This is a genomic window from Clostridioides sp. ES-S-0006-03 (assembly GCF_020662275.1).
GTDB lineage: Bacteria > Bacillota > Clostridia > Peptostreptococcales > Peptostreptococcaceae > Clostridioides.
In genome coordinates, this window is record NZ_JADGMM010000004.1 from 349,516 (window position 1) to 370,055 (window position 20,540).

A 20,540-nucleotide genomic window follows, 5' to 3' on the forward strand; every position below is an offset into this window, starting at 1 on the left:
TAACAATGTGGCTAAAATTTACTAAAGAAGGTGAGTTTGTGCCAATAGATTTAGAAGTATTAAAAGTTCAAGGTGTAAAGATAAATTATTATTATGTATGTAAAAGAAAACTATGGTTATTCTCTAAAGGAATAACTATGGAACAAAATAGTAATAGGGTATTATCTGGAAAGATAGTACATGAAGATTCATATAAAAGAATGAAAAATAAAGAAGTGCTGATTGATGATATTTTAAAACTAGATATATTAAAGGATGAGTATCTAAAAGAAGTGAAAATAAGTTCAAAGATGAAAGAAGCAGATGAAATGCAGTTATACTATTACTTATACTATTTAAAGAATAGTATGGGTATAGAGAAAAAAGGAACTATAAATTACGTTAAGGAAAAGAAGCAAGAAGAATTGATATTGACAGAGGAAAAAGAAAGAATTATTGAAAACACACTTATAAATATAAATGAAATAAATATGAAGTTATCTCCTCCAAAAATTGAAAAGAAATCTTATTGTACAAAATGTGCTTATTATGAATTTTGTTTTGTAAAGGAGGAGTAACAATGTATAGAGATTATTATATTATAAGTAATGGTAATATAAAAAGAAAAGAAAATACAATTTACTATTATAATTTGGAAGGTGAGAAAAAAATATTACCAGTAGAACAAGTTGATGATATTCATATATATGGCGAAGTTGATTTAAACACAAAACTGATAAATTATATAAGTCAATATGGGGTTATGCTTCATTTCTATAATTACTATGGATATTATTCAGGTACATATTACCCAAGGAAGAAAAATGTATCAGGATTCAGTTTAGTATGTCAATCAGCCTGTTATTTAGATAAAAATGAAAGACTATATTTAGCAAAATCCTTTGTGGAAAGTGCGTCATACCATATTTTAAGAAATATGAGGTATTACAAAGTTGATGAAAGCTTAATTGATACTATAAAAGATGAACTAAATAGTTTGAATGATGTCAAAGAAATATCAGAACTTATGGGTAAAGAAGGTAGAATAAGAAAAACATACTATAAATCATTTAATCAAATATTGAAAGATGATTTTGAGTTTTATAAAAGAGAAAAAAGACCTCCCAAAGACCCAGTAAATGCTCTTATGTCTTTTGGAAATAGCATAATGTATACGAATGTTTTAAGTGAGATATATAAGACACAACTTGACCCTACAATAAGCTTTTTACACGAACCATCAACAAAGAGATTTTCTTTAAGCTTAGACATTGCAGAAATTTTCAAGCCTATTATAATTGATACAATAATTTTTAGCTTGATTAATAACAAAAGAATTAATAAGAGTGATTTTGAATATCAGGACAAAATTTGTTATTTAAGTGAAAAAGGAAAGAAGAAATTTTTACAAGAATTTGAAAATAAGATGCAAACAACTATAAAACATAGAAATCTTAATAGAAAAGTTTCATATAGAATGTTTATAAGGTTAGAATGTTATAAATTGATTAAACATTTTATCAATGATGAAAAGTATAAAGTTTTAAAGGCATGGTGGTAGAGAATGTTTGTTATTGTTACTTATGATGTTGTTGAACCTAAATCACTAAACAGGATTAGAAAAATACTCAGAAAATATTTGACTTGGACACAGAATTCTGTTTTTGAAGGAGATATTACTGATGGAAAGTTACATAAATGTATTTCTGAAATAGAAAAGGTTATTGATAATAGTGAAGATTCTATTTATGTTTATGAGATAAAAAATCCTAATTCAATTAAAAAGAAATGTTATGGTATTGATAAGTATTCTGATGAAATGTTTATATAGGTTTGCAGTGAGCGAAATTTATGCTAAAATAGGGTTTAACAGTTGGAATATAAGGCATTGAGAGTGTGTGATAATTATTCTCAATTGCACTGCTGTTCGCTCACTGCAAAATTTGATATTTTTATTTAATTGTAATTGCTTGAGTATAGTATTTTCAATGTACTCAATTAGACCTATTTTGGGGTTTTATATTAACTAAGTGGTATGTAAAGATGGAAATGTAAGAGGGGGAGTATTAGATGATTTCAAGTTTTATATTAACTAAGTGGTATGTAAAGATAGAAGTTAACCCTATTCTAAAACGAATATTAAAGTTTTATATTAACTAAGTGGTATGTAAAGACTTCTGATTTGGTGACTGACTCCATGTCAAGTCTCGTTTTATATTAACTAAGTGGTATGTAAAGAGGAGCATCAAAATCAGATGTAGAGAAAAAATTTCCGTTTTATATTAACTAAGTGGTATGTAAAGAAACTACTGACAACATAAAAAGACCTCTAAACGTTGGTTTTATATTAACTAAGTGGTATGTAAAGTCGTTTGCGAGGAAGTTTATCATGTTAAAGTTGTGCGTTTTATATTAACTAAGTGGTATGTAAAGGTTCCACCAAAACCGGAACAGGTAGTCAATCCGGAGCGTTTTATATTAACTAAGTGGTATGTAAAGATTATTAAAGTGTTGGAAATTAAAAAACGCTCTTTTGGTTTTATATTAACTAAGTGGTATGTAAAGTAGCTTGCAACATTTTCTCATAATCACTTATTTCTCGTTTTATATTAACTAAGTGGTATGTAAAGACAGCAAAAAAAGGTTTAAAAAAATCAGAGAATAAGGGTTTTATATTAACTAAGTGGTATGTAAAGACGAGTCAAAAAAAGATGAAGCTAAAAATGTAATGGTTTTATATTAACTAAGTGGTATGTAAAGGCTAATAAATATTTTAATAAATTAGGAGAGCATAAGGTTTTATATTAACTAAGTGGTATGTAAAGCCCTGCATACGCCCAATTAATCTTTGAAATTTCAAGTTTTATATTAACTAAGTGGTATGTAAAGAAAATGCCGACATACTGGGCAAAGGAAGTTATCCTAGTTTTATATTAACTAAGTGGTATGTAAAGTTAATATCACTCAACGCACGTGTACTTTCTTCTTGTGTTTTATATTAACTAAGTGGTATGTAAAGTGTATAGAGTGTAGATATTCAAGCAAATGTTTTGGAGGTTTTATATTAACTAAGTGGTATGTAAAGTCACTTATATACAGTTTAAATCCATTTATAAGCTCAGTTTTATATTAACTAAGTGGTATGTAAAGTTGATATACTTTATAGTAACTTACATCTTTAACGTCGTTTTATATTAACTAAGTGGTATGTAAAGTAATTAAATCCTTTTAAATCCGTTCCTCCGGAATAAGGTTTTATATTAACTAAGTGGTATGTAAAGTTATGTTTACTGTAATTATATCTGTAATATCTTTGTTGTTTTATATTAACTAAGTGGTATGTAAAGGGGGAAAATCTATCCAGGCTTTGCTATTTACAAGGTTTTATATTAACTAAGTGGTATGTAAAGTGTCCCCTTCTGTATTAAAAGAATAATACATGACTTGTTTTATATTAACTAAGTGGTATGTAAAGAAGGATTATTTTAATTATATAGTTTTTTTAGATGAGTTTTATATTAACTAAGTGGTATGTAAAGTGGATTGGAAAGTAGAAGAAGTTTCAAAGCTATTAGGTTTTATATTAACTAAATAATATCTAAATAAAACATACATATTCTATAAATAATAATAAGAAAGCAATAAAAAAATGAGGTGAAATAAAATTTATGATAAGAAAATCAAATAACAAAGATATAGAAAAAATAATGGAAATATGGGAAGAAAGTACAATCAAAGCACATGATTTTATAAATAAAGATTATTGGAAAAATAACTACAATACTGTCAAAAACGAATATATGCCTATATCTGAAACTTTTGTATATGATGACGAAGAAGAAATAAAAGGATTTATAAGTATTATAGACAATGAATTTATAGGAGCATTGTTTATAAGTACAAATTATCAAAACTTAGGAATAGGAAGTAAACTTTTAGACTATGCACTTAAAGAATATAAAAATCTAAGTTTAGCAGTATATAAAGATAATAAAAAGGCAGTTGTATTTTATAGCAAAAAAGGTTTTAATATAGTAAAAGAACAAATAAATGAAGATTCAGGATTTAAAGAATATATAATGGAATATAGTAAACAACTTTAGTATATTCACATTAGAATAGTAATAAAAGAATTTATTACTCGAATAGATGTATTTTTATAATAGTAAACTTTAAAATCATGAATTATATATGCTTGTAATTTAATCAATATTACAAAATATATAACTATGGGAGGATAAAATAATGAATAAAAGAGCATTTATGTATTATTTTAGAATAAGAGGATAGTGCACAAATTGTGGCTATTTTACAAAAACCTATAACATAATTTTATATAAGATAGAAAAATATACCTTATATAAGTAGCCATAATTTCGTGCTGTTTAAATTGAATAGTAATACTAAAACTATTTATGATAAAGAATTATTTGAATCAAGACATGAAATATATAATTCTAAAGTATATGATAATTTAATAGAAGAAACAAAGTATGTAATGCATAACCACATTTTAGATGCTGGATGTGGAGAAGGATATTTCTTAAATAAATTATATGAAGATAAAAATATTAAATATAATTTCTCCTGCAAATTATAAGGAATTTACAAGGGCTTTAAATGATGATGGAATAATAGTAAAGATTGTCCAATAATCAAATTATTTAAAAGAAATAAGGAAAAGTATACAGGGAAATATAAAGAATAATGATTATAATAATAAAAACATTGTAGTTGGATTTAAAAAACACCTTGATGTAATTTATGAAAATAGAATCAATTATAAAACTGATATCAATATATTAAATTTAATGAACTTAGTTAAAATGACTCCTTTAACATCAACATCAGATGAAGAAGAGATTTTAAGGTTGATAGAGTCAGGGATATCTAATATAACAATTGATTTAAGAGTTATGGTCGGTACATTAAAGAGATAGAAAATAAAATTTGTCCAAAATTAATAAAAATTATATTACTAAAAATTGCTATGAAATTAGTTTAATAATATCTAATTTCATAGCAATTTTAATTACTATTAAAGTGTCTATGCAAAAAGCATTTAAATTATATCTCCAAATATGTCCACAAAAATTTCTATAATAATATTTAATAACATAGTATTCTTATTTGAAATTATTTTTAAAATATAAAATATTAAAGCTTAAAATATTCTCGTTGAGAAGAATCTATTTCAGAACCACAATTGCTACAACAATAAGACGTTGAAACATACCCAAATTCTTCAGTATTCTCATTAAACTCCATTTTTTTCTTTGCAATAATTCCTACTTTAGTTAAGCTAGAACCACAATTATCACAGTTTTGAATTTTACATATACTATACAATTTGTCAGTAGTTACATTCTCTATTAATTTATCACAATTACAACATTTAATAGAAGAAATCTCATTAGATACTTCAATCGGTTCAGCATCTTGAAAAGAAAATTTATATGTTATATCATTTGACACTCTATAGCCTGTATCAAAAATATTTGTATTACAATTTGGACACATATATTTTGGAATATATACATCTTTTTTTTCAAAAGTGTCCTTTTCAGTATTGCGATTTGAATCATCTAAAGAGGAGTTTTCACCTATGGTATATTTTTTATTTAAGTTTAAAAGGTAATTGTAAATCTTTTTATCTTTATTTTGTTTTGCTGTGTATAAAAAATGACTCATTATATCTGGATAGTCTTTATTTTTTGATGGCATATTTAAATCTATATAATTGTTTTCAATTGCAAAAGATAGTATATTGTAATAATCATATTTTACTGCAAAAAATAATAACATTTCATCAAAAACTTTATCTATTATCTTATCAGAAATACTTATCCAAAAATCTGGGGATTCTAGATAAACTTTTTTACTAAGTTCATCTAGTTCTTTATCTATGTTGTTTAATTGATTTTCATTAGTTTTCATATTGTCACTTCCTTGTTAATTTATTATATGAAATAAAATCTCATATAAAATATATCATATTATAATTTACAAGTATAGGGCAAATAGATTTGTTTATAAGTAAAATTTTATAAATAACCATTAAAACATAAAGGATTAGAAGCAAGTTTACTTATAAGTTGAATGTAAACCTATACAATATTTTAGGTTGACAAAAAAACAGCTTTCTTTTATACTAAAACAAAGCTTTAATAGAAGATTTGTATATGTACATATAAACTAAATTGAATAAGACATATGAAGGGAATTATGAAAATGAAAAATAATAGAGTAAATATTCAAGATTTAACTAAAATGTCAATATGTGTAGCATTATTATGTATATCATCATACATATATATACCATTACCATTTACACCAGCAGGAGTAACAGCACAAACAATAATGATAAATCTAATAGCTTTAATATTAACACCAAGACAAGCATTTAGTACAGTTGGTGTATACATAATGATAGGTTTAATTGGAATACCTGTATTTGGAGGAGGAGCATCTGGAATTGGTAAATTACTAAGTCCAACAGGTGGTTTTTATTTTGGATTTTTATTTGCAGCACTAATTATTAGCTTATTAAAAGGTAAAAATAATGATATTAAGAGATATATACCAATAACAATTTTTGTTGGTATGCCTATTATATATTTTATGGGAACAGTATTTATGTGTTACTTTAATCAAATGACGGTAGAAGCAGCACTTTTTGCAGCTGTTGTACCATTTTTAATTGGAGATACAATAAAAGCAATTATTGCATCTTTTTTAGGTGTTAAATTAAATAACGTACTAAAAAGAAATCTATGATGAAGAGAGGATATAATGTATGGAAGATGTTTTTATACTAGGAGGATTAAGAAGTCATATTGGTCTAAAAAATGGAATTTTTCAATGTGTTCAACCAGAATTACTAGGAGCAAAGGTTTTAAAACACCTAATTGAAAAGTATGAGATTGATAAGATTGATGAGATTATATGTGGAAATGCAGTTGGTACAGGAGGAAATATCACAAGATTAATGACTTTAACAGCGGGAATAGAAAGTAAAGTTCCTGCTTTTACTGTAGATATGCAATGTGCTTCTGCTATGATGAGCTTAGATATAGCATTTTCAAAGATTAAATCTGGGCAATGCGATTTAATTATTGCAGGAGGTTTTGAGAGTAGTTCTCTACAACCAATGCGTACATATCATAAAAACGATAGGAGGTATAATATTAATAATCCAAGCTATGCAGTTGCTCAATTTTCTCCAGATAATAATAGTGAGAATAGTATGCTTGAAGGTGCAGAAAGAGTGGCAAAGTTATATAAAATTGAGAAAGCAGAATTAGATTATTGGGTGAAAGAAAGTCATAGAAGAGCAAAAAACACAAGAGAAGAAAAATTTCTTGAAGATATTATATTTCCTATAGATAGCAATACATATGATGAAGGTATACGTGATAAAATGAGCCAAAGATTATTAGATAGGATACCTTCAATTTTAGGAAAGGGAAGTATTACAAATGCAGCAAATGCATGTCTTATTAATGATGGGGCTTCATTTCTTATTCTGTGTTCTAAAAAATATTTAGAGAATACAAAAAAGAATCCAAAGGCTAAAGTTATCAATTCTTGTACAATAGGAACAGAGCCACAATTAAGTCCAACATCTGCTATAAAAGCTATGGAGAGGCTTTTGGATATAGAAAAGCTTAACTATATGGACATATCTGCTATTGAATTTAATGAAGCATTTGCAGTTATAGATGTTTTATTTCAAAGAAAATATCCAGAATTAATTGATAGATATAATATATTTGGAGGGGCTTTAGCATATGGTCATCCATATGGTGCTTCTGGTGCAATTATTGCGTTACATCTTTTAAAAGCACTTGAAAAGACTAATGGGAAGTATGGAATTTGCTCTATAGCAGCTGCTGGAGGATTGGGTTCTGCTTTATTGATTGAAAGGGTGTAGATTATGAATTACTATGAACTTTTAAAAGTAAAAAGAAACAACTATAAAGATAAAGATTTTTTGATTATAGATGGAGAAAAGTATACTTATGACAATATATTAAGAGATAGTGAGGAGATTGGGAGACAGATTTCTATAGGTGAAAATATTCCTGTTTTAATTTATTCTAAAAATATAAAGTTCCAATTAGTAAGTTTTTTAGGTGTTAACTATTCAAATAATGTTCCTATCATTTGTCATTATAATCTTTCTAAAATAGTATTAAGTGATATTTTAATAAAGAATAATATTTCAATTGTTATATCCGATGAGAATATAGATATAAATGATTTATCTAATGGTAGTTGCAATAGAATATTAAAGGTAGCTAATTCTTCTACAGAACATTATAGTATAAATGTATATCAATATAATAATATTTTAAACTATTTAGATAAAGAGATTTGTATGGGAGCTTTATCTTCAGGCTCTACAAATGTACCAAAAGTATTATATAGAACATATGAAAGCTGGGCTGGATTTTTTCCTATACAAAATGAAATTTTCCATATTTCTGAGGACTCTATTTTATTTATCAATGGAACACTTAGTTTTACAGGAAATCTAAATTCTATAATGTCAGTACTATATGAAGGTGGTAGTGTTGTAATAAATTCAGGTTTAAATTGTAAAACATGGATAAATGTAATAAAACAATATAATATAACTAATATATATCTTATACCTACAAAGCTTCAGTTACTGGTTAAATATTTAAGTGAGATAATAGTTAAAGTTAGAAGTGTTTTTACAGGTTCTCAATTGTTGTTTGAGGATACAGCAATAAAAATAAAAAAATATATGCCAGATTCTGAAATCATTTTATATTATGGAGCAAGTGAATTAAACTACATTACATATTTGTGTTATGATGAATTGATTGAGAAACCACTAAGTGTAGGTAAACCATTTCCAAAAATAGATGTATATATTAAGGATGGAATAATTTTTGTAAATACCAAATATGCAGTATATAATGCATCAGAGCCTTATTCTGTCAATGACATTGGATATTTTGATGATGATGGATATTTGATATTTGAAGGAAGAAGTGATGATGTTGTAAACATTGGTGGATTTAAAGTCAGTTCTATCAAACTTGAAAATATAGTAAAAAGAATTCCTCAAGTTGAAGATGCAGTTGCATTACCTTATTTAGATACTATAAGGGGAAGTCAAATTGCATTATTTGTAACAACCATAGGTAAGATTACAAAAAAGGATTTATTGATTAAGATTAGAAATTATTTAATTAGAAATGAAATTCCAAGAAAAATTATTTTTTTAGATTCATTACCATATACATCTTCTGAAAAGATAGATAGATTGGCACTATTAGAAATGTTAGAAGTATAATATTTAATAATTTTAGTGAACCAATATATTGATAAAAACATATTGTATATAGTAAAGGAGGCTTACAATATGTCAAATCAATACGATATAACTGTTATAGGCGGAGACCTGCGACAAGTGTACATGGTAAAAAAACTAATTAATAAAGGATATTCTGTAGTTATATATGGAATAGCAAATGAAATTATAAATGGAATCGCTGGAAAAGCAACTTCACTAGCTGAAGCACTATCCAAAAGTTCCATTATTTTATGTCCAATTCCATTTACAAAAAATCAATTTAGTATTGAAAATACTGATGGTTGTCTCGATGCTACTATTGATAACTTGTTAATTAACTTATCTCCTAATCAAATACTATTTGGAGGAAACATACCAACTAAAGTTTACAAATTTTGTGAGCAACACTCTATTCAGGTTTATGATTTTATGAAGATGAATGATGTTGCTATTTTAAATGCAGTTGCTACAGCTGAAGGAGCTATAGCAGAAGCGATTAAAAGAAGTCTAATCAATATGCACCAAAGTAACTGTCTAGTACTAGGCTTTGGAAGGTGTGCACAAATACTTGCTAAAAAATTATATGCTTTAGATGCAAATGTATGTGTTGGAGCAAGAAATAATGATGCAAGGAGTACGGCTAATGCATTTGGGTATTCTAGTATTTCTTTAAATCAACTTGATGAAAATCTTTCAAAGTTTGATTATATTTTTAATACCATACCAGAATGTATTTTAATAAAAGAAAAATTAGAAAAAGTATCAAGAGAAGTAACTATTATAGATATAGCTTCTTCTCCTGGTGGATTAGATTATTCTGTTACACAAAATTTAGGTATTAATGCAAATCTTTGTCTTGGGCTTCCTGGTAAATACTCACCAAAGACATCTGGTGAAATTCTTGTTAACGCTATAGAAAATATTATAAATGAAAGAAGGGATTAGAGATGAGACTTGAAGGACTTACAATTGGAGTAGGATTTACTGGTTCGTTTTGTACTTATGATAAAATATTTATAGAGTTAGAGAATTTGGTAAAAGCAGGAGCAAATGTACACACTATATTTTCAGATGTATCACAAAATATAGATTGTAGATTTGGAAATTCTGAGGAATTTATGAAAAAAGCATATGAACTGACAGGAAATAAACCTATTGTTACAATTGAAGAAGCAGAACCATTTGGACCTAAAGGAATTGCTGATATTATAATAATAGCCCCTTGTACTGGAAATACTGCTGCTAAGCTAGCAAATGGCATTACAGACTCTCCAGTATTGATGGCAGCAAAAGGTCATCTTCGCAATGATAAACCACTTGTAGTATCAATATCAACTAATGATGCTCTAAGTTTTAATTTCAAAAACATTGGAACTCTTCTTAACTCTAAAAACATATATTTTGTACCTTTTGGTCAAGATAATTGTAATGCAAAGCCTAATTCTATGATTGCACATACAGAGTTAATAATTCCAACAATAGAGCTTGCTCTTGATAATAAACAGTTACAACCTGTTATAAAAAGTCCACATCAATAGATTAATGATTGTAATATGATATACATGTATATTTAGTAATATTAACAAAGTCCAGCAATCTTATTTGCTGGACTTTAACTTGTAACATATTAAATATATTTTATTTCACAGTATATAAAAATTATCGGTGTATATATCTCTAATTATAATACATATTATAACTGTTTGTATATCTCAGAGTATTTAATTTACTCTTTAAGTCTTTATTTTCTTTTTAATGTATTTTTTTTTTATAACTTTTATACAATACTATACTTGAAAAAAATCTTTTAATTTTTTCATTAAAAAAATGAAAATATAAGTGTTAAAATAATAACGTTATCCTTAAGCGTTGAGATGAATTTATTCACGATTTATATAAAAAATAAAGTAATATATAATTAATCTAGATATTTGTAAAGTATATTATTATTAATATAAATAATATAATACTAAACAAAAAATAAAATGTTAAAAAAATAACTTGAAAATGCAAAGATAACATGCTATACTGTTAATAAATTAACAGAAAAAGAAGATTATACTATTCTAGGAGGGCATTGAAATGGCTAATAAAGAACAGACTATAATAGAAAATAAAAGGGGAGAAGAAGCTATGGCAGATAATGCATGCGTTGTAAATAATGTTGAAAATTTAGTTAAAAAATTAGCAAAAATTAGAGAAGCTCAAAGAATCTTTGCTACATACACTCAAGAGCAAGTAGATAAGATTTTTTTAGCAGCATCTTTAGCAGCTAATAAGCAAAGAGTTCCTCTAGCTATAATGGCACAAAAAGAAACTGGTATGGGAATTGCTGAGGATAAAGTTATAAAGAATCACTATGCATCAGAATATATATACAATGCATATAAAGAAACTAAAACTTGTGGTGTTATAGAGAGAGATGAAGCCTTTGGTATGACTAAAATAGCTGAACCAATAGGAGTTGTTGCAGCAGTTATACCTACAACTAATCCAACTTCTACTGCTATATTTAAATCACTTTTAGCTCTAAAAACTAGAAATGGAATAATATTTTCTCCACATCCAAGAGCAAAAAATTCTACTATAGAGGCAGCAAAGGTAGTTCTTGAAGCTGCTGTTCTGGCTGGAGCTCCTGAAGGTATAATCGGATGGATTGATGAGCCATCTTTGGAATTAACTACGACTGTTATGAAGGAAGTTGACTTAACTCTTGCTACAGGAGGCCCTGGAATGGTTAAATCAGCATATTCATCTGGAAAACCAGCTATTGGAGTCGGTGCAGGTAATACACCAGCAATAATTGATGACAGCGCAGATATAAAAACTGCTGTAAATTCAATTCTTGTATCTAAGACATTCGATAATGGTATGATATGTGCTTCTGAACAATCAGTTATAGTATTGGAAAATATATATAATGAAGTTAAAAAAGAATTTAAAGAGCGTGGTGCTTACTTATTAAATAAAGAAGAAACAGAAAAATTAAGAAATGTAATTTTAGTAAATGGGGGATTAAACTCTAAAATCGTTGGTCAAACAGCTTGCACAATAGCAACATTAGCAGGTTTTGAAGTTCCAGTTGATGCTAAAGTTTTAATAGGTGAGGTTGAATCAGTTGAAATAGAAGAAGCTTTTGCTCATGAAAAACTTTCACCAGTACTTGCAATGTATAAAGCAAACAACTTTGATGATGCAGTTAGTAAAGCAGAAAAATTGGTAGAAGATGGAGGGTTTGGTCATACATCTTCATTATATATTGATGATGTAAATCAGAGAGAAAAGCTTGATAGATTTACTAAAGCTATGAAAACTTGTAGAATTTTAATTAATACTCCTTCTTCTCAAGGGGGTATAGGTGATTTATATAATTTTAAACTAGCTCCTTCTCTTACTTTAGGATGTGGTTCTTGGGGAGGAAATTCAGTATCTGAAAATGTAGGAGTTAAGCACTTACTTAATATTAAGACAGTAGCTGAGAGGAGAGAAAATATGCTTTGGTTTAGAGCACCAGAAAAAGTTTATTTTAAAAAAGGTTGTTTAGGAGTGGCGTTAAAAGAACTTAAAGATGTAATGAATAAAAAGAGAGCTTTTATTGTAACAGATACATTCCTTTACAATAATGGATATACTAAGACAGTTACTGACCTATTAGATGAAATGAACATCAAGCATACTACTTTCTTTGAAGTTGAACCAGACCCAACTTTAGAATGTGCTAAGATAGGTGCTAAAGCTATGAGAGAGTTTAATCCAGATGTAATAATATCTATAGGTGGAGGAAGTGCAATGGATGCAGGTAAGATAATGTGGACATTATATGAGCATCCAGAAGTAGATTTCCAAGACCTAGCAATGAGATTTATGGATATAAGAAAAAGAGTGTATACGTTCCCTAAAATGGGTGAAAAAGCTAGTTTTGTAGCTATACCAACATCAGCAGGGACTGGTTCAGAAGTAACTCCATTTGCAGTTATAACTGACCAAGATACAGGTGTTAAATATCCATTAGCTGATTATGAGTTGATGCCAAATATGGCTATAGTTGATGCGGATATGATGATGAATATGCCAAAAGGATTAACTTCTGCTTCTGGTATTGATGCTTTGACTCATGCATTAGAAGCATATGTATCTATGCTTGCAACTGACTATACAAATGGTCTAGCTTTACAAGCTATTAAGAGCATATTTGAATATCTTCCACGTGCATACGATAATGGAGCAAAAGACTCAGAAGCAAGAGAAAAAATGGCAAATGCTTCTACAATGGCAGGAATGGCTTTTGCAAATGCATTTTTAGGTGTTTGTCACTCTATGGCTCACAAGTTAGGTGCTTTCCATCATGTACCACATGGTGTTGCAAATGCTCTTTTAATAACAGGTGTTATGAAATTTAATTCTTCTAATGCACCAAAGAAAATGGGAGCTTTCTCTCAATATAAGTATCCAGAGGCATTAAAGAGATACGCTGAAATAGCTTCATTCTTGGGATTAAAAGGAAATTCTGATGAAGAAAAATTCCAAAGTTTATTGATAGCTATTGAAGATTTAAAGAGTAAAGTTGGTATTCCTAAAACTATAAAAGAATTTGGTGTTGAGGAATCTAAATTTATAGATTCACTAGATGAAATGGTGATTCAAGCTTTTGATGACCAATGTACAGGTGCGAATCCAAGATATCCTCTTATGAATGAAATAAAAGAAATGTATTTAAATTCATATTATGGAAAATAAATTTACTATAAAACTTACTATAAAATAAATAAACTAAAATCCTGTATACATTAGATATATAATATCATTGTATATGGGATTTTTCATTTAAAAAAACATAAATAGTTTTGAAACTTTAATTCAAAATTCAATTAAATAATGTTATTATAATAATTAGAATGAATCTATATGTAATATTTGGGTATATTTGTATGTAAGATAAGTAATAAATTTGTATTAATAAAGATATAAATAGGGATATAAAGTGTTGACTAATTAAGGGAGGGGTAAGATGACTAAAAGAAATAAAAGTGTTACATTAATTATAATTCTTTTAATGGCATCATTATTTCTGATATTAGGATATCTATATATAGAAGATACAAGAAAACTTCTTATATCAGAGGCAGAAGTACATATAAAAGAAGTTGCGATACAAGGTTCTCAGTTAGCACAAAGACAAATTGAAAAAGATTTAGATATTTTAAATATTTTTTCAAGTTATTATACTTCAAATCCTAACATGTCTAATGAAGAAAAAATAAAAAAGCTTTTAGATGAAATGGAAAACCAAAAATTTTATACTATGGCAATTGTTGATATAAATGGGAATGCAGAAAATACTAAGGGTAATAAGTTTTCTGTTAAGGATAGAGAATTCTTCAAAAATTCAATTAATGGTAAAAAGTATGTTTCAAGCCCATATATTGATGAAGTAAATAAGTCTGTAAAAAAGATTACTATCTCAGTACCAATATTAAATAATGATAAAGTAGTTGGAGTTTTGTATTGTACTTATGATGTCAATACTCTAATGAAACTTATAAATGTATCTTTTTATGAAAATAATAGTATATCTTATGTTGTAAAAAATAATGGGACAGTTATACTTCATCCTCAACAAGATAGATTATCAAGAAATATTTATGAATTGTTAAAGCAGGATAATGATATTAAAGATGTAAATCAATTAAAAAAACAATTAGAAGAAAATAAAACAGGTGCTGCAATCTTAAATATGTCAGGAGAAAGACGATACCTAGGATATGCTACTATGGATAATGGAAAGAAAAAAGATAATTATATAAAGGATTGGAACTTGATTTTTTCAATTCCAGAAAATGTTATATTCCGTAATTCTGAGCAAATTATTAAGAGAGCTGTATATGCAGTATTATTGATTATATTTGTGTTTATTGCAATTATTTTCTATATAATGTACATAAAAAAATCTAATGAAAAAGAAATATTAAGTTTAGCATATGAAGATAGAGTTACACATATAGGAAATCAAAATAAATTTTATAGAGAATGTAGTAAGTATCTTTTAAATAAACCATCTTTAAATTATATTATAGTATATTTTGATATTGATAATTTTAAAATGATTAATGATACTTTTGGATATGAATTTGGTGATAATCTATTAATTACTATAGCAAGTGCTTTAAAAGAGGAACTAACAGAAGGTGAAATATATGCACGGCTTTCAAGTGACTATTTTGCTATTTTTTGTGAATATAAAAATGGAAGAAATAAAATTATAAAAAAAATTGATAGTATACGAAGTAATATTGAAAATAATCTAAATACAGTATTTGAAATTTCTCTTTGTGTGGGTATTTACTTCGTAGAAGAAGGAGAAGTAGATGCTCAAAAGGCTGTAAATAAAGCTAATATGGCAAGGTCTGTTGCCAAAGGTAAAAATATAAACTATGCTATTTATAATGAAGATGTTAGAAATAAGCTTAGTGAGGAATCTATAATTTTAGATGATATAAAGACAGCATTAGTAAAGAATCAATTTGAAGTTTATTATCAACCTAAGTTTTCACTTGTAAATGGTGAGATGATAGGAAGTGAAGCACTGATAAGATGGAATCATCCTGAACATGGGTTTATAAGTCCAGCTATATTTATTCCAATAGCAGAAAAAAGTCAATTGATTTTAAAAATAGGTAGATTTGTATTTGAAAGAGTTTGTAGCGATTTATCTAAATGGGAAAAACAAGGGAAAAAATTAGTACCAGTTTCAGTAAACCTATCTAGAGTTGAGTTATATCAACCAGATATTGTAAAATTTATCAATAGTACTATCCAAACATATAACATACATTCAAATTTAATTGAATTAGAGATAACAGAAACTGTAGTTATTAATGAATTAAATATACTAAAAAGTGTTTTAAATGAATTAAGGAAGCATGGATTTTCAATTTCTATGGATGATTTTGGAACAGGTTATTCTTCTATTAGTTGTCTAAGGGACATGCCAATTGATGTATTAAAATTAGATAAGTCTTTTCTTAATGGTATTGAAAATGATGAGAAAAGTCGTAATATAGCAAAGTCTATAGTATCTCTAGCAAAATCATTAGATTTAATTGTAATTATAGAAGGCGTTGAGAGTAAGAAACAGGCTGAGTTAATGAAGCAATTTGGATGTGATTTAGTTCAGGGGTTTTATTTTGCAAGACCAATGCCAGTTCAAAATTTTATGAAATTACTTTAAAAATAAAATTTATTTTTTCATATAAAACACTATTATATATGCTTGGATTTAATAAATGCTTGCTAGATAATTAGTGTTTTTATTTTGTAAGATTCAGATATGAGGAAAGTAATTATCTTTTATAAAAATCTGTTAAAAATAAATTATTTTGGATATAAATATGTTATTAACAAAAGAATAGTACTATAATGTATAGATGATAAAAAACTTAAATAAAAATTTAATGATAGGAGTTGTTTGAGTATGATAGATATAAGCATTGATAAAAAACTTAAGGACAAATGGCCTGATGCAAAATTAGGATGTATCCAAGCAAAAGTAGTAGTAAATAAAAGCTCAGAAAAGTTAATAAATGGGATAAATGAGTTTTGTGATATTTTGAATCAAAAGCTAGAAATTGAAGATATTACGAAATTGGATAAGATTAAAGATGCAAGAGATGCATATAAAGAACTTGGTAAAAATCCAAGTAGATATAGAACGTCTTCAGAAGCATTAGTTAGAAGAATTGTTCAAGGTAAGGGTCTATATACAATAAATAATATAGTTGAAATAAATAATCTAATATCTATAAAATCATTATATCCAGTTGGTACATATAATGTAAGTAAACTACATCCACCAATATGTTTTACTGTAGGTGATGAAGGCGAGCAGTATAAAGGTATTGGAAAAGAGTTGATAAATATAGAAAATCTACCTATATTATCTGATTCATTAGGTAAATTTGGAAGCCCAACTAGTGATTCCGAGAGAGCTATGATAACAACAGATGCAATTGAAATACTAATTTGTATATTTTCATTTAGTTCGGAATCAGATATTGAAGAGTACTTTGGATACGCTAAGGATTTACTTAAAGAGTATGCAGATGGAAAGGATATAGAAACTAAAATAATTAAATAATAATTATATAAAATGTATATAACAACGTTATGTTAAGTTGGAGACTAATATATAAGAATGAATCAAAAAAGGAAACTAACAAGATATTAGTTTCTTTTTTTGGAAATAGTAGTTTAATGTAACAAAAATAGACAGATAGCCACACTGATGCTTAAAAGTATGGTAATATATTATTATAGCAGAGGTTATATTTAAGGGATTTTGAAAGGGGGAATTGACAATAATCATTTTATCTGAAATATAAATTGATATCATGTAAATAACTCTATCTTTAAAAATATAAATTAATAATATAATAGTTTGGGTATATAGAAGAAATAAGGTTTTTTAAAACTAGTAAAGTACATAGGTAATTATAATGAAGAAAGGATTTAGTTATGATTGAAGGAAAAGAGGCAAAACAAGAAAGTGGGCAAAAAAATCTAAAAGTTAAGATAGCTATAGTAGTAGGTGTTTTGATTGTAGCTTATATAGGGATGGCAATCTTTTTTAGAAATCATTTTTACTTTGGTACAACTATTAATGGTGTGAAAGCTTCAGGAAAGACAGTTGAACAAGTAAATGATTTATTAACATCAAGTACTAATTCTTATACTTTAAGTCTAGAGGAAAGAAACAATAAAAAAGAACAAATAAAAGCAAAAGATATAGATTTAAAGTTTACACCAGATGATAAGGTTCAAAAAATAAAAGATAGCCAAAGTGCGTTTGGATGGATTGGTGGAATATTTAAATCTAAAGAGTATAATAATATGGTAACTCTTTCATATGATAAAGATTTACTAGAAAAAGGGTTTAATGCTTTATCTTGTTTTGATAGTAAAAATGTTGTAGAGCCTAAGAGTGCATACCCTAAGTATGATAGCAGTAAAAATGCTTATGTTATAGTACCAGAAGTACTTGGAAACAAAGTAAAAAAAGATGATTTTTATAAATTAGTAAAAAAATCAATTAATTCTGGTGTTACTTCTGTTTCTTTAGAGGAGAGTAAATTATATGAAGTTCCAAACAATACAAAGGATTCAGAAAAGTTAAAAGAGGCTATTAAGACATTAGATAAATATGTCAGTGTAGTTGTTACATATGATTTTAGTGACCGTAAGGAAACTTTAGATGGTTCTGAGATTAATAAGTGGTTAAAGGTAGACTCAGAAAAAAATTATGACATAACTTTCGATAATGATGTGATGGTAGAGTATACAAGAGGATTAAGCAAAAAATATAGTACTTTTGGAGATTCAAGACCATTTAAAACTGCAACTGGCAAAGAGATTACTATTTCAGGTGGAATTTATGGATGGTTGATAGATAAAAAGAAAGAAGCAGAAGCTTTAGTTGATGTTGTAAAAGCTGGAAAAAATGTTACAAGAGAACCTATCTACATACAAAAAGCTGTATCTCGTAATAAAGATGATATTGGTAATACATATGTTGAGATTAGTCTTTCTGACCAACACATGTGGTTCTTTAAGAATGGAGAAATGCTTGTATCAACAGATGTTGTAACAGGCGATTTAGGTAGAGGATTTGCTACCCCATCAGGGATATATCCTCTTAACTATAAAGCTAGAAATGTTTCTTTAACTGGTCAAGGCTATAGTTCACCTGTAAGTTATTGGCTTCCATTTAATGGAAATATAGGAATTCATGATGCTACTTGGAGAGGTTCTTTTGGTGGAGGTATATATAGATCTTCAGGTTCACATGGATGTGTAAACACACCTTTTTCTAAGGCAAAGAAAATCTATGAAAATATAGAACCAGGTACACCAATTATTTTATACTAGTAAAAATATTGTTTATAACGATTAAGTGAAGTCATCTTAGTTTTTTTAGATGGCTTCTTTTTTATATAGAAAGGAATGTATATAATGAATGAAAAATTAATTAAAATTTTAGATGAAGCAAAGAACGATTCAGAGTTTAAGAAAGAGATTATGGAAACAAGAAAACAACGTGATGTTATGGATTCATTTTGTAAAGTAGTTACATCTAGAGGATATGATATAACGATAGGTGAACTTTTTTCTATAGGAGAAGAATATACATCCAATCTTTTAAAAAGCGTAAATGGAGGAGCTGCATATCCTATTGAAGGTTGGAGTGATTGGTTCGAGGATTTTTTCAGCATGTTGGCGAATATATAATATATAAACTAATTAGTGGTATTACTTATTTAAAGTTAAGATAATGATTGAGGGACTAAAGTATTTAAAAATAAGTGTAAATTTTATCAATCTTAAAAAAGGATTAACTTATATCTAATAAATTTAGAAAAAATTAAACTAAAATAAGCTGACAAAAATCGATATGAGCTGATGATTTATAAAAGTTAGATGAAAAAATATAAGATATTTCTAAAAATTCAAAAAAAACAATAAGTTTTATCATTCTATGTGTTGAAAAAAAAGATAAAAATAATTTATATGGAATAAATAAAATTATATGTAAAAAAAAATTGAAATAAAAATTGAAAATGTCGATAAACCGTTAATTTCAAAACAAAATAACGCTATTGACAAACCATATTGCTTTAAATTATAATTATTGAAAATAATGATATTTAAAAATCATACTCATGTCATAGTCTAAAAGTAAGTCAAAAAAGAATGTAAGTCTAAGCAAGTACTACTCTAAAATATGTTTTATTAAAAAATAAATGTTGAAAAAAATTAATTATTATATAAAAATGCTGTTTATACTTTAACAATGAGGTAGTAATCTAATTAGAATAAAAAACTCTAATTAGTTATATACATAGTAAAAAGGTAAGAGAGGTGATTTGGATGGCTTTTGAAATAATAAAAAGCATTGTTGAGGCAGAGCAGACAGCAGACAGTATTAAAGTAAAAGCTGTTACTGATGCAGAGTCTATCAGAGCTGATGCTGTAAACGAATGTGAAAGCATCTTGACTGATGTAAAAAAGCAAGCAAAGCTTATGGAAGAAACTCTTGTTGAGAAGGCAGTCACCGACAGTAAAGCAGAGGTTGATAAAATCTTGGCAGATGCTAAAAGTGAATGTCTGAAAATTGAAAAAACTGCGACAGAAAGACGAAGTAAGGCAATCGAAGCGGTTATTGGAAAGGTAGTGAGATAAT

Annotated in this window: 18 protein-coding genes and 1 CRISPR repeat array; of the genes, 17 read left to right on the forward strand and 1 reads right to left on the reverse strand. The window is 27.2% G+C overall.

Annotation, left to right across the window (positions count from 1 at the left end):
- Positions 1-38 precede the first annotated feature (38 nt).
- The 6 genes from cas4 to IR151_RS20170 all read left to right on the forward strand — a co-directional run bounded on the left by cas4 (position 39) and on the right by IR151_RS20170 (position 4,919).
- Complete coding sequence (gene cas4 / locus IR151_RS07755; RefSeq protein ID WP_413927170.1) at positions 39-557, forward strand: CRISPR-associated protein Cas4; 519 nt, start codon at positions 39-41, stop codon at positions 555-557.
- A 2-nt stretch (positions 558-559) separates the two neighbouring features.
- A complete protein-coding gene (cas1b, locus tag IR151_RS07760; RefSeq protein ID WP_227433949.1) occupies positions 560-1,540 on the forward strand; it encodes a type I-B CRISPR-associated endonuclease Cas1b in 981 nt (326 codons plus the stop codon).
- 3 nt (positions 1,541-1,543) lie between these two features.
- Entirely contained in the window at positions 1,544-1,810 is a 267-nt protein-coding gene (gene cas2, locus IR151_RS07765) for a CRISPR-associated endonuclease Cas2 (RefSeq protein ID WP_227433950.1), read from the forward strand.
- A gap of 183 nt (positions 1,811-1,993) precedes the next feature.
- Positions 1,994-3,583: a CRISPR direct-repeat array (repeat unit 29 nt; unit sequence GTTTTATATTAACTAAGTGGTATGTAAAG).
- Between the two features lie 64 nt (positions 3,584-3,647).
- Positions 3,648-4,082 (forward strand): N-acetyltransferase, encoded by a 435-nt coding sequence (locus IR151_RS07770; protein WP_227433951.1) that lies wholly within the window; start codon positions 3,648-3,650, stop codon positions 4,080-4,082.
- A 275-nt stretch (positions 4,083-4,357) separates the two neighbouring features.
- Positions 4,358-4,579 (forward strand): hypothetical protein, encoded by a 222-nt coding sequence (locus IR151_RS07775; protein WP_227433952.1) that lies wholly within the window; start codon positions 4,358-4,360, stop codon positions 4,577-4,579.
- A gap of 211 nt (positions 4,580-4,790) precedes the next feature.
- A complete protein-coding gene (locus IR151_RS20170) occupies positions 4,791-4,919 on the forward strand; it encodes a hypothetical protein (protein ID WP_255613285.1) in 129 nt (42 codons plus the stop codon).
- Between the two features lie 217 nt (positions 4,920-5,136).
- Here the strand turns inward: IR151_RS20170 and IR151_RS07780 are convergent, their stop codons facing one another.
- Positions 5,137-5,916, reverse strand: coding sequence for a hypothetical protein (locus IR151_RS07780; RefSeq protein ID WP_227433953.1), 780 nt, complete (start codon positions 5,914-5,916; stop codon positions 5,137-5,139).
- Positions 5,917-6,210: 294 nt separating this feature from the next.
- On the opposite strand from IR151_RS07780, the gene IR151_RS07785 reads away from it, so the two are divergent.
- From IR151_RS07785 to IR151_RS07835, 11 genes are all read left to right on the forward strand, one after another.
- Entirely contained in the window at positions 6,211-6,756 is a 546-nt protein-coding gene (locus IR151_RS07785) for a biotin transporter BioY (RefSeq protein WP_227433954.1), read from the forward strand.
- 19 nt (positions 6,757-6,775) lie between these two features.
- On the forward strand, positions 6,776-7,912 hold the full coding sequence (locus tag IR151_RS07790; protein WP_227433955.1) for an acetyl-CoA C-acyltransferase: 1,137 nt from the start codon (positions 6,776-6,778) through the stop codon (positions 7,910-7,912).
- A 3-nt stretch (positions 7,913-7,915) separates the two neighbouring features.
- Positions 7,916-9,307, forward strand: a complete 1,392-nt coding sequence (locus IR151_RS07795; protein ID WP_227433956.1) for an AMP-binding protein — start codon at positions 7,916-7,918, stop codon at positions 9,305-9,307.
- Positions 9,308-9,376: 69 nt separating this feature from the next.
- On the forward strand, positions 9,377-10,252 hold the full coding sequence (gene dpsA / locus IR151_RS07800; protein WP_227433957.1) for a dipicolinate synthase subunit DpsA: 876 nt from the start codon (positions 9,377-9,379) through the stop codon (positions 10,250-10,252).
- A gap of 2 nt (positions 10,253-10,254) precedes the next feature.
- Positions 10,255-10,845 (forward strand): dipicolinate synthase subunit B, encoded by a 591-nt coding sequence (locus tag IR151_RS07805; RefSeq protein ID WP_227433958.1) that lies wholly within the window; start codon positions 10,255-10,257, stop codon positions 10,843-10,845.
- A gap of 595 nt (positions 10,846-11,440) precedes the next feature.
- Complete coding sequence (adhE, locus tag IR151_RS07810; protein WP_227433996.1) at positions 11,441-14,044, forward strand: bifunctional acetaldehyde-CoA/alcohol dehydrogenase; 2,604 nt, start codon at positions 11,441-11,443, stop codon at positions 14,042-14,044.
- Between the two features lie 271 nt (positions 14,045-14,315).
- Complete coding sequence (locus tag IR151_RS07815; RefSeq protein ID WP_227433959.1) at positions 14,316-16,535, forward strand: EAL domain-containing protein; 2,220 nt, start codon at positions 14,316-14,318, stop codon at positions 16,533-16,535.
- Between the two features lie 243 nt (positions 16,536-16,778).
- Positions 16,779-17,441 (forward strand): B3/4 domain-containing protein, encoded by a 663-nt coding sequence (locus IR151_RS07820; protein WP_227433960.1) that lies wholly within the window; start codon positions 16,779-16,781, stop codon positions 17,439-17,441.
- Between the two features lie 377 nt (positions 17,442-17,818).
- A complete protein-coding gene (locus IR151_RS07825) occupies positions 17,819-19,228 on the forward strand; it encodes a L,D-transpeptidase family protein (RefSeq protein ID WP_227433961.1) in 1,410 nt (469 codons plus the stop codon).
- An 84-nt stretch (positions 19,229-19,312) separates the two neighbouring features.
- Complete coding sequence (locus IR151_RS07830; protein ID WP_227433962.1) at positions 19,313-19,588, forward strand: Nif11-like leader peptide family natural product precursor; 276 nt, start codon at positions 19,313-19,315, stop codon at positions 19,586-19,588.
- A 639-nt stretch (positions 19,589-20,227) separates the two neighbouring features.
- Complete coding sequence (locus tag IR151_RS07835) at positions 20,228-20,539, forward strand: hypothetical protein (RefSeq protein WP_227433997.1); 312 nt, start codon at positions 20,228-20,230, stop codon at positions 20,537-20,539.
- Position 20,540: the final 1 nt, after the last annotated feature.